This is a genomic window from Haloplanus litoreus, from assembly GCF_045690335.1.
Classification (GTDB): domain Archaea; phylum Halobacteriota; class Halobacteria; order Halobacteriales; family Haloferacaceae; genus Haloplanus; species Haloplanus litoreus.
Genome location: NZ_CP147874.1, coordinates 1,777,649 through 1,790,628, shown reverse-complemented (window position 1 = coordinate 1,790,628; position 12,980 = coordinate 1,777,649). Strand labels below are relative to the sequence as shown.

The following is a 12,980-nucleotide window of genomic DNA, read 5'->3' as shown; positions in this document are numbered from 1 at the left end:
ACGCCCCCCACCGCGGGGACCGCGGTCTTATACTCGTTGGGGTGCAGGTCCGGGTATGGACGGTCCGGCCCCGCACCGAACCTACGACCGCATCGCGGCCCACTTCGCCGCGACACGCGAGCATCCGTGGCCCGAGGTCGAATCGTTCGTCGCCGACGCCGGACGGGTCGCGCTGGCGATGGACCTCGGCTGCGGGAACGCACGTCACGCCGAGGTGCTCGCGACGACAGCCGACCGCGTGGTCGGCCTGGACGCCAGTCGCGGACTCCTGGACACCGCCCGCAAGCGAGCGTCGGAGCGCGGCTTCGACGCCGACCTGGTCCAGGGAGACGCCGCACGTCTCCCCCTCGGATCGAGGACCGTCGACCTCGCTGTGTACGTCGCGACGCTCCACCACCTCCGGCCGCGAGCGACCCGCGTCGACTCACTCGACGAACTCGCGCGGGTCCTCGCACCGGGCGGCCGGGCGCTCCTCGGCGTCTGGAGTACGGCCCACGACCGATTCGACGAGACGACCGGGTTCGATACGACCGTCGACTGGACGCTCCCGGACGGCGAGACGGTCCCTCGCTACTATCACATCTACGACCCCGACGAGTTCGCGGCCGACCTGCGGGCGAGTGCGCTCGCGGTCCACGAGACGTTCGTCTCGAGCGGGAACTGTTACGCCGTCGTCACGTCGGATGGGAATGCGGCCACCGCGACGAGAGGGTGATGCACTTAACCCCCCCGCGCCACTATGTGGGGGCGATGACCGAACGCGACCACGAAGGTTCGACGTGCTACGACGTCGCCGTCGTCGGCGGCGGTCCCGCCGGGTTGACGGCGGCGCTCTACGCGACGCGACTGGGCCACGACACCGTGGTCATCGACCGGGGCGTCGGGCGTGCGGCGATGATGGCCGAGACGCACAACGTCATCGGCATCACCGAGGACGTCTCGGGGACGGAGCTGCTGGAGACGGCGCGCGAGCAGATTCAGGCCTACGGGGCGACGTACCACCGCGACTTCGTCACCGGGATCGACCGCCAAGAGGACGGCAGTTTCCTCGTCGAGTCGAACGGTGCCGTCTGCGAGGCCGAGCGCGTCGTCCTCGCGACGGGTTTCAGCGACGAGCGACCCGATCCGCCACTTCCCCCGACGGGCCGGGGACTCCACTACTGCCTGCACTGTGACGCGTACATGTTCGTCGACGAATCCGTCTACGTGATGGGCCACGGCGACAGCGCCGCCTACGTCGCGATGATCATGCTCAACTTCACCGACGAGGTGGATCTCCTCACGCGGGGCGACGAACCGACGTGGAGCGAGGAGACCGACCGCATGCTCCGCGCCCACCCGGTCGACGTGATCCACGAGGAGATCACGGGGATGAACAAAGGCCCCGACGGTTGGCTGGAGAGTTTCGAGTTCGAGGACGGGACCGTCCGGAACTACCGCGGCGGCTTCCCGATGTACGGCGCGGAGTACAACAACGACCTCGCGGCCGACCTCGGCTGTGACCTGAACGACGACGGGACCGTCGTGGCCGACGATCACGGCCGGACGAGCGTCGACGGTGTCTACGCCGTCGGTGATCTCGTGCAGGGCCACAACCAAATTCCCGTCGCGATGGGGCAGGGGGCGAAAGCCGGCATCGCGATCCACATGGATCTCCGCCCGTTCCCGCGGAGCGTCGAGGACATCGAACGGGAGGGCCCGGTCGATCCCGCGGAGGTGCCGGGCATGTCGAGGTCGCTTCGAGACACCGCGCGGACGTTCCGCGAGGGTGAGGCGGCCGAATCGACGGCCGACGACTGAGACGGATCGCCGTCACTGGTCACCGGCCACGACGACGGTCGGAACTGGCTGACGACAGTCCGTACGAGGCGACGACAAACGTAACTGCCTTATCCTCCGACCCTGAAGCGACGACTGGGCGCCGGTGGTCTAGTGGTAGGACCTGAGCCTTCCAAGCTCATGGCCCGGGTTCAAATCCCGGCCGGCGCAGTGAGGAGCGAAGCGACGAGCGAGCAGGCTAGGGATTTGAGGTAGACGAGTCGCAGCCCGCGCAGCGAACGCGAGCAGGAACGTCTCGGCGTGGTTCAAATCCCGGCCGGCGCAGTTCTCGAACGAAGCGAGGAAACTCGCCCAGAGGGATTTGAACCAGGGAGTGCAGCGAACGGAGCGAACCGACCGTGGTTCGACTCCCGGCCGATACGCCACTCCGTTCTGCGCCGGCCGACGAGCCGGACACCCACGTCACACTCGACGCCGTGGCTGGTCGCCGTAACGAATCCGGAGAAGCCGAAACCTCACTTTGGAACGAACTGGCAGGCGTCGTCGCGGCCGTCCTCGCAGAGTCGTTCGAGCGTGTTACAGGCACGTTCGTTGCCGTCACTGCACTCGTCGCGGAGTAGTACCATGTCGTCGTGTTTCATACTGTGTTACCTCTTATCGTGGCAGTCATTCTCACACCATTTATAATTTTTGTTCACGTGCGCCGGAAGGGCGACGCCGTGGTGGAGCTCTCGGCGACCACGCGTACGTCAGCCAAGTGAAAATTCGGGCCCGTTACTCCGGAACGTATCGACAGGCGCCGTCCTGGCCGTCGTCACAGAGTCGTTCGAGCGTCCGGCAGGCGCGTTCGCTGCCGTCGCTACAGTTCTCGTGGAGTTTCAGCAGTACCACGTCGGTCCGTGCCATGTGTGATATCCCCACCCGTGGCAAACAGTGCCATACATATGATGCTTTCCAACGAGGCAACGCTCACCACTGACGAAAGCCGTCGCTCGGCGGGAGAAACGGTATGAATGTGGACAGCGGGATTGCCCGGCGTTCCGGTTCGGGGAGTCCCGGTCGCCTCCTCCACCCCGCGATCCTTCGAGCGACGGGCGTCCGGCGGTGGGCTGCTCGCTTCCGCGCCTGACCCGATATCGCCGACGATCCACGACGGAGCGTCCCTGCAGACGCACGCCGTGGGCCGCTGTCCCCGAAGGACGAGGCTTCCACGTTGGCTTCCGGGGCCCGAGCCGGTCTGACCGGACGCCCCCGGATTCGGTCCCCGCTGAAGACCGTAGTGCGGGTGGAAGAGCAGGGCCTAACTGCCCGACCTAGTCCATCCTGATGTATGCCGGTAGTTCTTAAGGGCCTTTCGACTCCGCGATCAACCGCGCACCTGTCGACCGACCGCTCAGCCGAGCGTGGTCCGGGCGTAGAGGGCTGCCGCACCGGTGACGACGGCGGTGGCGCCGAGGACGACCCACCGAAGGTCGGTGATCCACGACACCGGGAACCCGAAGAGCGGGTCGAGGGGCGCTACGAGCGCCCACGAGAGCGTGACGAGGAAGGCGACGACGCCGAGGGCGACGGCGACGCCGGCGGCCGTCGTCGGATCGGTGCGTCCGCGAACACCCGCGAGGAAGACGACGATACCGACGAGTGCGAACGCGAGGACGGCGCCGACGCCGAGTGGGCCGCTGGTGTAGTACTGTGCGAGTTCCGTCCCCCAGTCGGGAAAGAGGACGACCGGGAGGGCGAGTGCGGCGACGACGGCGAGACAGCCGGCGATGCCAAGCGCGGGGGCGGCCTGCTCGGTGCGCATATCGGGTCCTGTCCCCGCCGAGGGGTTAAATGACTCGTATCGCCGACGGCGGCTCCGCAGCGCGATGAGGAAGGAATTTAGTCGCCGGCGCCCCAATGGGTGTCAACGTGACCGATATTCATGCGAACCAGCGCGTCGCGATACTCGCGGACGCGCAGAATCTCTATCACTCGGCCCAGAGTCTCTACTCGCGGAACATCGACTACTCGGCGCTGCTCTCGAAAGGCGTCTCCGACCGCGAGCTCGTCCGCGCCATCGCCTACGTCATCCGCGCGGATTCACCCGAGGAGGAGAGCTTCTTCGAGGCGCTCAAAGAGATCGGCTTCGAACGGAAGATCAAGGATATCAAGACCTTCGGCGACGGCACGAAGAAGGCCGACTGGGACGTCGGGATCAGCCTCGACGCCGTGACCCTCGCGAACCACGTCGACGTGGTGGTGCTGTGTACCGGCGACGGCGATTTCTCCCGCCTCTGTTCGCACCTCCGCCACGAGGGCGTGCGAGTCGAGGTGATGGCGTTCGGCTCCTCGACGGCCGACGAACTCGTCGAGGCCGCCGACACCTTCCTAGACCTCTCCGAACGCGAGGAGACGTTTCTGTTGTAGGTCCGGAGGCGTCGAGGGAGGCGGGGCGTCAGGAACGCCCTTCGTGTCCCCTCGAAGAGGCCTTTCGAACCTCGAGTCGGGGCCGACTCACCACTCGTCGTCGAGGACGCGCTCCTCGATGGACCGGCCGTTCAGGCGGTAGAACGCGGTGGCGTAGGTCAGTCGGAAGCTGAAAAACAGCGCCGTCGCCACGAGCGACGCGAGCGAGAGGCCGACGACGGCCGGCGTCGAGAGTCCCAGCCCCGACCCCATTCCGGCGGAGAGAGCGTCGGCCAACTGGGGCGCGCCGGCGGTGCCGTTCGCGGCGCCGGTGCCGGCACCGCCGGCCGACATCCCGCCGCCGATCGGTCCGGGCCCCCCGCCCGTCGAGGTGGGATCGGTGGTCGCGAAACGGTAGACGGCCGGGCCGACGAACGGTAGGGCGGCGAGAGTCCCGAGCAGGACGGTGATGGCGGAGAAGCCGAGCGTGCTGACGACGTTCGACCGGACGAAGGCGACGCTCTCGGTGACGGCGTCGACCGGGCCGGCGTCGTCGAGGACGACCACGACGGGGTAAAACTGGATCCCGAAGAGCACGAGGACGTACGCGACGGCGACGGCGGCGACGACGAACAGGCCGACGAGTGCGGCCGGACCGGAACTCCCGGCAACCGCCAGAAGGAGGAAGCCAAGCACGACGAAGCCGATACCGAAGGCCAATTTGATGCCGAACTCGACGAACGTCGCGAGCAACAGGTCGACGTACCGCTTCGCTCCGACTGCGGTGAAGGAGTCGAACGACGCCGCCCCGTCGAGGGCCGTCCGCGCGACCCCGACGACGCCGGCCACGACGAAGGGAGTGAGAAAGAAGGTGAGCATCTGGAGCAGCGACGGGACCAGCGGAACGCCGGCCAACTGGAGCGCCTGCTGGGGCAACACCACGAGAGCGTAGAGCAGGCCACCGAAGACGAGAACCGGGCCGCCCGTGAGCGCGTCGACGGCGGTTCGGAGGGCGCGAATCGCGGACATACTGGAGGAGGTAGAGTGTGGCACATAACTGTGGGTGGTCGGTGGCCACCGTGCCCGCCGCAGTTCCCCCGAGACCCTGAAGGTATTTGCGCCCCCCGCGTGACCCTCTCCCATGCGCGTCAGCGTCATCGGCGGCGGAACCGTAGACGAGGCGACGGCCGCCCGCGCCCGGTCCGTGGGTCGACTGCTCGGCGAACGGGGCCACGTCGTCGTCTGTGGCGGCCTCGGCGGCGTCATGGAGGCGGCCTGTGCGGGGGCGAGCGAGGCCGGCGGCGAGACGGTGGGCATCCTCCCGACGGCCGACCGTCGCGACGCCAACGAGTACGTCGACGTCGCCATCGCGACGGGGATGGGTCACGCGCGGAACGCGATGGTCGTGATGAACGGGGACGCCGTCGTGGCCGTCGACGGCGGGGTCGGAACGCTCTCCGAACTCGGCTTCGCGGGCGTCTTCGACCGGCCGACGGCTGGACTGGGGACCCACGACGCCCTCGGGGTCGAACCGGTCGACACGCCCGAGGCGGCCGTCGAGTACGTCGAGGCGGCCGTCGACTAGAGCGTCGCCTTCAGATCGACCACCGGACTGCCGTCGACCATGTCGACGCCGCGGAGGTGGAGGCGGCCGGCCGCGGGGGCGGCGTCGAGGACCCGACACTCCGTGAGACAGACGGGGTTGGGGCGAGCGGGCGACCGGGACGTGAACACTCCGCGTGAGGGGTCGCGGTCGAGCGTCAGGACGGATCGGTCGGCGCGGTCGGCCCACCACACGACGACGACGCGGTCGGCGTCGAACCCGGACAACCCCTCGTGGTAGGCCTCGTGGAGTTCGAGGGTGCCCTCGGCGTCGGTACGGAGGCCCTGCCGCGGCGCGTCGCTCGTCGTCTCGTGGGGCGTGTGGACGGTACCGATCGGGTCACACTCCATGGATCGACATCCAGCGGTCACAGCAAAAGAGCACCGGAGCGTCGGGCCACGTTACCGAACGACGGTCAGGTACCGATCCCGGGAGTCGCGGCGTCCCGCTCGGAGCCGGTGCTCGCCTCGTTCGCGTCGTCGACCACGTCCACGCCGGTGAACACGATGCGGGCGCCGCCGTCGTCCCCCGTCGACGCCGCCACCGTCCACCCGTGTGCCCGTGCGATGGCGTCGACGATGGCGAGGCCGAGTCCCGTCCCGTCGCCGGTGGTGAACTCGTAGTCGAACACGTCGTCGCAATCGGCGGGCGGGATTCCCGGACCGTCGTCGGCGACGTGGAACCCGTCGTCGTGGCGGCCGACCGTGACGGTTACGTCCGCCCCGCCGTGCTCGACGGCGTTGTGAAACAGGTTCTCGAAGACGTTCAGCAGGCGGGTGCGATCCGCGTACACCGAGACGCCGGCGACGGGGGCCACGTCGAGCGTCGCGTCCGCCGTGTCGGTGTTCGCCCACGCGTCGTTCGCCACCGCCGTCAGCGACGTCAGCTTCCGGTCGTCGATGGTTCGTCCTTCCCGGGAGAGCGTGAGGAGATCCTCGATGATCCCCTCGATACGGTCGAGGGCATCGGTCACGTGCTCCAGCTGTGCCGTCTCGTCCTCCGCCAACGCCAGTTCGGTGCGTCCCTGGGCGACGCTGAGCGGATTTCGGATGTCGTGTGAGAGGGTGCTGGCGAACCGTTCGAGCTGGGCTTTCTGCTGTTCGAGGTCACGGATCCGTTGCTGGCGGTCGGTGATATCGCGGACGACCACGGCGTACCCCTGAACGCGCCCGTCAGCGCGGAGTTCGGAGACGGTGACGGAGTACTCGCGGGGGTCCCCGCTCTCGTACCCGGTGAACGTCGCGACGAAGAGGGACGGCGAGGGGGCCGAACCGTCGGTCGCCTCCCCGCCGTCGGCAGCCGACGCACCGTCGGCGTCGACCAGCGACGGCATGAGTTCTCGGATCGGTCGTCCCTGGTTGTCGACCAGGTCGGGAAAGGTGGTAGCGGCACTGTCGTTGTAGTCCAGCAACCGATGGTCGCGGTCGACGACGACGACGCGTTCGTCGAGCGATTCGAACACCGCCTCCCGCGCGAGGGGCATCACGTCGAACAGCTGATAGCGGAACACCGCCCACCCGGCGAAGGCGGCCATCCAGCTCGATCCGACGACGAACGCACCGTTGATCGGACCGGGCAGCAGCCCTACGAACCAGAGACTGGAGACGACCAAGGGTGCGAGCAACCCGACGAACAACACGGTCGTCTGCTGCCACCGACCGTCTCGCCGGGTGAGGAATCGGTAGCCGAGGATTCCCATGGCGACGTAGTACGCGAAGAAGGCGGGGAGCGTCAGGAGGAGGTAGGGTGTCGTCGGCACGCCGATGACGTGTGGGATGGTTTCCCCGGTCATCCGGTAGCTGTCCCGGGCGAGGGAGTGGACCGGGTTGGTGACTTCGAGGCCGGCCACGACGGCGACGTAGGCGGCGACGGCGGCCTGCAGGCGACGCGACGGCGTGCGGCGGTGGCTCGTAAACGAGAGCGCAAAGAGGAAGAGCGCGAGGGGGATAGCCAGACCCAGCGCCGTATGTAGGGCGTAGAAGCGTACCGACAGCGAGCGCGTCGGCGCGAGCAGTTCGGCGACGACCAGCAGGCCGACCGGCGGGTGCAGGCCAACCACGAGGACGTACAGTCGCCCCGACAGGCCGAGGTCGTCCGACCACAACCACCAGGCAACCACAGTCACGAAGCCACTCGTCGCGAGGACCGCCGCCACGTACATCATCTCGACGTTCATCCATCCCACCCCCTATCACGTCGGCCAACGCGTACAATAATCTTGTTGCGGACGTGATCCCGGTAGTACGGGCGACACGAGGAGGATCGGCTGGCTAGCGTCGAGTCGTGTGTCGAGGGGGCGACCGCTCACCACGTACCGTGGAACGTGTCGAACGAGAGGGAGTCGAGGGGTTCGTCGCCGACGGCGATGCGGTACTCGCCGGGCGTGAGCATGGGTTTGTGGAACTGCGGGCCGTCGTCGGTCGTGATCCGTGGACAGCCGGTGTTGACGAAAGCGTCCATATCGAAGTTCCGCAGGCGGTCGGGCGTCACCTCGTCCATCGTGATGAGGTAGGCGTCGTCGTTGTCGTTGACGATTTCCTCGGCCATGTCCCAGCGGCCCTGTCCGATCTTGGTACAGAAGATGACGCCCCACTTCTCGGCGTCCATCGCCTTGTGAACCGAGGCGTAGCGCTGTTTCATGAACTGCTCGGTGTCCGCGACGGTGACGACGTTGTTGACGGGGTCGGCGATGACGACCCGCTTGTCCGGGTGTTCCATGGCGAGGCCGAGCGGGTGGAACTTCCCACCACCGACGTAGAGTACCTGGTCCGCGTCGATGTCGGCGGAGGCGTAGTTGCAGCCGAGCACCTGTCCCTCGTGGGTGAGACGGTCGTCGCCTTTGCGGGTGTGGACGGTGAAATCACGCGCCTCCAGCCACTCACGCATCTCCTCGAAGCGGTTCATGTGCTGGGCGGTGGTGACCAGCCCCACGTCGCCGGTTTCGAGTTCGTCGAGGGAGTCCTCCATGATCGGAAACGGGTCGACGTTGGAGAACAGCGGCACGTAGATGATCTTGTCCGACTCCTTCATCGGCGAGTGGCCGAAGTGAACGAACACGTCGGTCCGGCGCATGAGGTACGTGTCGAGGTCGCAGGCGCCGTAGCAGGGCTGTCCGGAGAGCATGTACGTCACGTCGTCGGTCAGCGCCCGGAGGTCGTCGGCGACGGCCGGGCCGCGCCGTTTCAGCCCCTCGGGGAACTGCAAGCCGACCTTGGTGGCGTTCCGCTCTTCGACCGCCTCGACGATCCGGTCGAGTTCGTAATCCCACTCCCGGTCGTGTTTGAGCGACATCCCCGTGTTCCGGAGGTCGCCCTCGGTGGACGCGTCCTGACTCATTACGCTCCGTTGCCGTCGAGGCGGTTTAACGTCCGCGCTTCGGCGGGCGGGACCCCCGTCAGAACAGCGGGTCGATCCCATCCTCGCCGTCGTCGCCGCTCCAGAGCAGATCCTGCAGGCCCTCCGGCCCCTCCGCCTCGATGTCGCGCATCGTCCGCTGGGTCTCGATAGCGATCTGCTGGAGTTCCTTGACTCGGGGGACGTCGGTGACGCCGGAGAACAGGACGGCGGCGGCGACGTAGTCCGAGTCGACCGGGGCGTCGCCGCCGCGGACCTCCATGCTCCCGGTCTCCGCTTCGATCCACCGTCGCGAGCGTTCGATCCCCTTGCGGTCGAGGAACGCCGGTGGTCCGGAGACGACCAGAAGTGCCCGCTCGACGCTCGACAGCTCACAAGGCAGGCTCAGCCGCCCCAGCGCGGCCTTCCGGACCGTCGAGAGGATCCGGTTCGTCGAGTCACCCACGTCGGGTGCGACGCGCTGCCGGGAGAAGAGCCGCCGTTCCGGGCGGTCGATCGGCGTCGCGGCGTAGCCGACCGTCGAGACGCCGCCGCTACCGAGCGTGTTGATGATCTCGCTCGCGTCGACGACGGACTCCCCGACCGGCCGTCCGTCCGCCACTTCGCCGGCCGAGAAGAGCACCCCGAGGCGGCGTGCGATTTCCTCGTTGATGCGACCGTAGCCCGTGCGCAGACTCTCTCCACCCTCGCGCCAGGCTTCGTTGTCGAAGACGACCAGGTTGTCGACGTGGTCGACGAACGTCATGAACGAGCGGGCGGCGTTGAGCGAGTAGATGCTCCCCTCCGCTCGCCCGGGGAGGATACCGAGGCCGTACACCGGTTCGCTGTACAGACGGCGCAGTTCGCGAGCGATCACGGGCGCGGCGCCGCTCCCGGTACCGCCGCCGAGGCCGGCGACGACGAGGAAGGCGTCGACGTCGTGGACGGCGACGTCGTCGAGGGCGGCCGTCACCTCGCCGATATCCTCGCTCGCGACGTCCGCGCCGAGTTCGTTGTCCGCGCCGGTTCCGTGTCCTTTGAGCCGCGACCCGCCGATCAACACCCGTCGCGCGAGCGGCGTGTGTTCCAGGCCGAGGAGGTCCGCACGGGCGGTGTTGACCGCGACAGCGTCGTGGACGAACCCGCCCGTCGACTGTCGATCGTACGCGACCATCGCCTCCATCACTTTCCCCCCAGCCTGCCCCACCCCGACCAGCACGAGTTTCATTATCACCGACCTGTACGCCACCCGAGTGTATGAACTATCGGTAGGTCAGTGAGCGCCCGAGCGCACGCAGGCCGTCGGTCGAGCGTACAAACGGGTCCAAACGCGATAGTTCGGTCGTAGACGGGTGCACTCGGGGGCCCGTTCACTCCGGCGGGCGCGACGAGACCGCTCGGCTGATACGTTTATAAGTGTTGACGACATAACGCTTCTCAAATGGACGGGCCAGTCGACCTGCACTACGGGACGTTCGCAGACGCGGCGTCGATTCTCGTTCTGGCCCCCACGGAAAGCGACTCGGACGACGGACTCTGTCTCGACCTCCTGACCATGTACGAGCTGTCGTCGACGAACGTGCTCAGCGCCACCGTCGCACAGTCGGCGGCGGAGCGCTTCGACCTCTGGTGTCGGGTGACCGAAGACGCCCTGCCGGCGCGGGCGACCATCGTCGACGCTAGCTGGGACGACGTTTCGACGACCTGTGGCCGACCAGCACTGCCGGACGACGAGCGTTCGACGCAGGTGTCGATCCAGCGCCTTCCGGCGAACGCCGAACCGATCGACCTCGGGATGGCTATCGCTCGCTCCCTCGGCGCCTGGGAGTCGACCCCCGAATCGACGGTTCTCTGTCTGCACTCCCTGACGGATCTGCTCGACCGATTCGACCGCGAGACGGTCGTCTCGCTGGCGTCGGGGCTCAACGACCTGTGTGAGGACGTCGGTGCGACCGCTCACCATCATCTGGATCCGGCGACACACGACGAGGAGACCGTCGCGACGTTACGACCCCTGTACGACGCGGTCGTCGAACACGTGGGTGAGGACGGCTGGACGGTGACGAACGCGTCGACGGACGCCGACCGACCCTCGTTCAGACGGTCGACGACGCCGCCCGGGGGAACGGCCGGCACCGATCCGTCCCACCCCGAGACGATTCCGATGCCGTACTCCTTCGACCAGACCCTCGACCTCATCTCCGTCGCGCGTCGTCGGACCCTGCTCTACCACCTGAAGGACCGCGGATCCGGGGCGATTCCGCTGGACGAACTCGTGGACGCGGTCGCGACCCGAGAGCGGGCGGTTCCGGCGCGTGACACGCCCGATTCGGCCGACTCCGTCCGGGTGTCGCTCGTCCACGCGCACCTGCCGAGACTGGCCGACCTCGGCATCCTCGACTACGACGCCGAGTCGTCGACGGTCGAGTACTACGGCAACCCCGCACTGGAGTCGTTCCTGCGGTACGTGGAGACGCTCGAACTCGGCTGAGTCGGGCGACAGTCGGGACTGCGCCGGATCGTCGATCACTGCGAGGAAGTTTTGCGAGGGAAGAGCGCTCCGAGAGCGTCTTCCGCATCGGTCGGCGGTCACGTTCGTTCGCGCCGGCGCGATGCGAGGGAAGGGATTTGAACCACGGTCGGACGCGCGTCCTCCCTGCTCCAAACCCCTCCGTGCATCTCGCTCGGCCCGCGTCGGGGCCTCGCGACGATGCGAGGGAAGGGATTTGAACCCTTGGACCTCTACAGGAGCGGATCTTGAGTCCGCCGCCGTTTCCAGGCTTGGCTACCCTCGCACGCGACCGGTCGTAGACGACGGGTGTGGTTCAAGGCACCGATTTTCGCCGGCCGGGCCGGGCGGTGTCGGTGGACTCGACGCCGCCCCGAGCGGAGAAAGAGTTATGTGCAATGGTACCGTTTGACGATGTCCGGGAGGAACCACGAGGGCTCACCGGACGATCTGAGTCGGTCCATCCCCACGGACGGGCTGACTGAGGTTAGGGGTAAAACTGAACCCTCCGTAACAGGGGGACAAAGTGAACGCCTCGAAGGAGGACCGCAACGGGCCGGACCCCGTCCACCATGGCGGACGGGCGCGAAGGCCAAGTACCGGATCTCGTGTAAACGAGGTTCGCGAACCTGGGCAACCAGCACGGCCGCAGGGCCCGTGGAAAACATCTCCCGTTCGGGTCCAAATCGTGGTGCCGCCCGTTTCGAACTCCCACCTCGATAGCGCCCCGCCCGTTCGCCGTCGGACCTAGGCATCGAGTCGGGACGACGCCGGTGCCCGACACCGCGATCCGAAGCCGAAGCCGAAGCGAGGGCTTATCCCGCTCGTATCCAAAGGGTGGGCGAAATGTTCGACGACACCGGTCGACGCCGATTTCTCCAGCTTGCCGGGACGGGGACGGCGCTCTCGCTGTCCGGCTGTAGCGCGCTCTCGAATAACGACGGCGACGCCGGTGCCGGCGGTGACGGGAGCGGGGGGGAGCCGGCGACGGTCACACTCGGCGTCCAGCCCGACGAGGAGTCGATGGAGGAACTCCAGTCGGAGATCCAATCCCAGGTCGAGTCGGGCGAACTCGGGCGGATGGAGGCCCAACAGGAGTTCCGGAACCGACAGATCGAGCTCACGAAAGACGCGGTCGGCCGGTTCCGGAACCGGACGGGCAACGTATCGGTCAGCGTCGACGACACGGTCGGCGAGTTCGGCGTGATGCTCGTCACGGGACGCCCGGCCGCGCTGGTGGAGACGCTCGGGTTCGAGGAAGTGAACGGCCTGTTCCCCGCCTCGGTGTTCGAGGAGGCGCGGTCACAGGCCAGTGGCGAGACGCCCACGCCGGCGAACGACACGCAGACGGCGTAGCGTCGTCGTGCC

General features: G+C 67.5%; 14 protein-coding genes, 2 tRNA genes and 1 other RNA gene. 7 read left to right on the top strand and 10 right to left on the bottom strand.

The annotated features are described in order from the left end of the window. The first annotated feature begins 55 nt into the window (after nucleotides 1–55). The 3 genes from V8686_RS09725 (at nucleotide 56) to V8686_RS09715 (ending at nucleotide 1,989) form a co-directional block, all read left to right on the top strand. Entirely contained in the window at nucleotides 56–715 is a 660-nt protein-coding gene (locus V8686_RS09725; RefSeq protein ID WP_379703791.1) for a class I SAM-dependent methyltransferase, read from the top strand. 35 nt (nucleotides 716–750) lie between these two features. Beyond that, complete coding sequence (locus tag V8686_RS09720) at nucleotides 751–1,800, top strand: NAD(P)/FAD-dependent oxidoreductase (protein ID WP_379703790.1); 1,050 nt, start codon at nucleotides 751–753, stop codon at nucleotides 1,798–1,800. A 118-nt stretch (nucleotides 1,801–1,918) separates the two neighbouring features. After that, nucleotides 1,919–1,989: transfer RNA gene (locus V8686_RS09715), tRNA-Gly, on the top strand. Between the two features lie 305 nt (nucleotides 1,990–2,294). On the opposite strand, the gene V8686_RS09710 is transcribed toward V8686_RS09715, so the two are convergent. The 4 genes from V8686_RS09710 to V8686_RS09695 all read right to left on the bottom strand — a co-directional run bounded on the left by V8686_RS09710 (nucleotide 2,295) and on the right by V8686_RS09695 (nucleotide 3,583). Continuing rightward, complete coding sequence (locus V8686_RS09710) at nucleotides 2,295–2,420, bottom strand: hypothetical protein (RefSeq protein WP_379703789.1); 126 nt, start codon at nucleotides 2,418–2,420, stop codon at nucleotides 2,295–2,297. A gap of 133 nt (nucleotides 2,421–2,553) precedes the next feature. After that, nucleotides 2,554–2,685, bottom strand: coding sequence for a hypothetical protein (locus tag V8686_RS09705; RefSeq protein ID WP_379703788.1), 132 nt, complete (start codon nucleotides 2,683–2,685; stop codon nucleotides 2,554–2,556). Between the two features lie 107 nt (nucleotides 2,686–2,792). Next, an RNA gene (gene ffs / locus V8686_RS09700) (signal recognition particle sRNA) lies at nucleotides 2,793–3,103 on the bottom strand. Nucleotides 3,104–3,172: 69 nt separating this feature from the next. After that, nucleotides 3,173–3,583 carry a DUF7548 family protein gene (locus tag V8686_RS09695; protein WP_379703787.1) on the bottom strand — a complete coding sequence of 137 codons (411 nt, stop codon included), beginning with the start codon at nucleotides 3,581–3,583 and terminating at the stop codon, nucleotides 3,173–3,175. Between the two features lie 107 nt (nucleotides 3,584–3,690). Here V8686_RS09695 and V8686_RS09690 point away from each other — a divergent pair, with 107 nt between their 5' ends. Continuing rightward, nucleotides 3,691–4,188 carry a LabA-like NYN domain-containing protein gene (locus V8686_RS09690; protein ID WP_379703786.1) on the top strand — a complete coding sequence of 166 codons (498 nt, stop codon included), beginning with the start codon at nucleotides 3,691–3,693 and terminating at the stop codon, nucleotides 4,186–4,188. A gap of 87 nt (nucleotides 4,189–4,275) precedes the next feature. Here the strand turns inward: V8686_RS09690 and V8686_RS09685 are convergent, their stop codons facing one another. Continuing rightward, nucleotides 4,276–5,196: a DUF7847 domain-containing protein gene (locus V8686_RS09685; protein WP_379703785.1), complete on the bottom strand. Its 921-nt coding sequence runs from the start codon at nucleotides 5,194–5,196 to the stop codon at nucleotides 4,276–4,278. A 112-nt stretch (nucleotides 5,197–5,308) separates the two neighbouring features. Here V8686_RS09685 and V8686_RS09680 point away from each other — a divergent pair, with 112 nt between their 5' ends. Then, nucleotides 5,309–5,752, top strand: a complete 444-nt coding sequence (locus V8686_RS09680; protein ID WP_379703784.1) for a TIGR00725 family protein — start codon at nucleotides 5,309–5,311, stop codon at nucleotides 5,750–5,752. Here the strand turns inward: V8686_RS09680 and V8686_RS09675 are convergent. The 4 genes from V8686_RS09675 to V8686_RS09660 all read right to left on the bottom strand — a co-directional run bounded on the left by V8686_RS09675 (nucleotide 5,749) and on the right by V8686_RS09660 (nucleotide 10,331). Continuing rightward, nucleotides 5,749–6,120: a TrmO family methyltransferase domain-containing protein gene (locus tag V8686_RS09675; RefSeq protein ID WP_379703783.1), complete on the bottom strand. Its 372-nt coding sequence runs from the start codon at nucleotides 6,118–6,120 to the stop codon at nucleotides 5,749–5,751. The two genes, V8686_RS09680 and V8686_RS09675, sit on opposite strands and share 4 nt — an antisense overlap. A 65-nt stretch (nucleotides 6,121–6,185) precedes the next feature. Then, nucleotides 6,186–7,946, bottom strand: coding sequence for a sensor histidine kinase (locus tag V8686_RS09670; protein WP_379703782.1), 1,761 nt, complete (start codon nucleotides 7,944–7,946; stop codon nucleotides 6,186–6,188). A 128-nt stretch (nucleotides 7,947–8,074) separates the two neighbouring features. Beyond that, on the bottom strand, nucleotides 8,075–9,106 hold the full coding sequence (gene dph2, locus V8686_RS09665) for a diphthamide biosynthesis enzyme Dph2 (RefSeq protein ID WP_379703781.1): 1,032 nt from the start codon (nucleotides 9,104–9,106) through the stop codon (nucleotides 8,075–8,077). Between the two features lie 58 nt (nucleotides 9,107–9,164). Beyond that, complete coding sequence (locus V8686_RS09660; protein ID WP_379703780.1) at nucleotides 9,165–10,331, bottom strand: tubulin/FtsZ family protein; 1,167 nt, start codon at nucleotides 10,329–10,331, stop codon at nucleotides 9,165–9,167. Between the two features lie 213 nt (nucleotides 10,332–10,544). On the opposite strand from V8686_RS09660, the gene V8686_RS09655 reads away from it, so the two are divergent. Next, nucleotides 10,545–11,594, top strand: a complete 1,050-nt coding sequence (locus tag V8686_RS09655) for a DUF7504 family protein (protein WP_379703779.1) — start codon at nucleotides 10,545–10,547, stop codon at nucleotides 11,592–11,594. A gap of 220 nt (nucleotides 11,595–11,814) precedes the next feature. Here V8686_RS09655 and V8686_RS09650 read toward each other — a convergent pair. Further along, nucleotides 11,815–11,898, bottom strand: a tRNA-Leu gene (locus tag V8686_RS09650). Between the two features lie 560 nt (nucleotides 11,899–12,458). On the opposite strand from V8686_RS09650, the gene V8686_RS09645 reads away from it, so the two are divergent. Beyond that, on the top strand, nucleotides 12,459–12,968 hold the full coding sequence (locus V8686_RS09645; RefSeq protein ID WP_379703778.1) for a hypothetical protein: 510 nt from the start codon (nucleotides 12,459–12,461) through the stop codon (nucleotides 12,966–12,968). Nucleotides 12,969–12,980 lie beyond the last annotated feature (12 nt).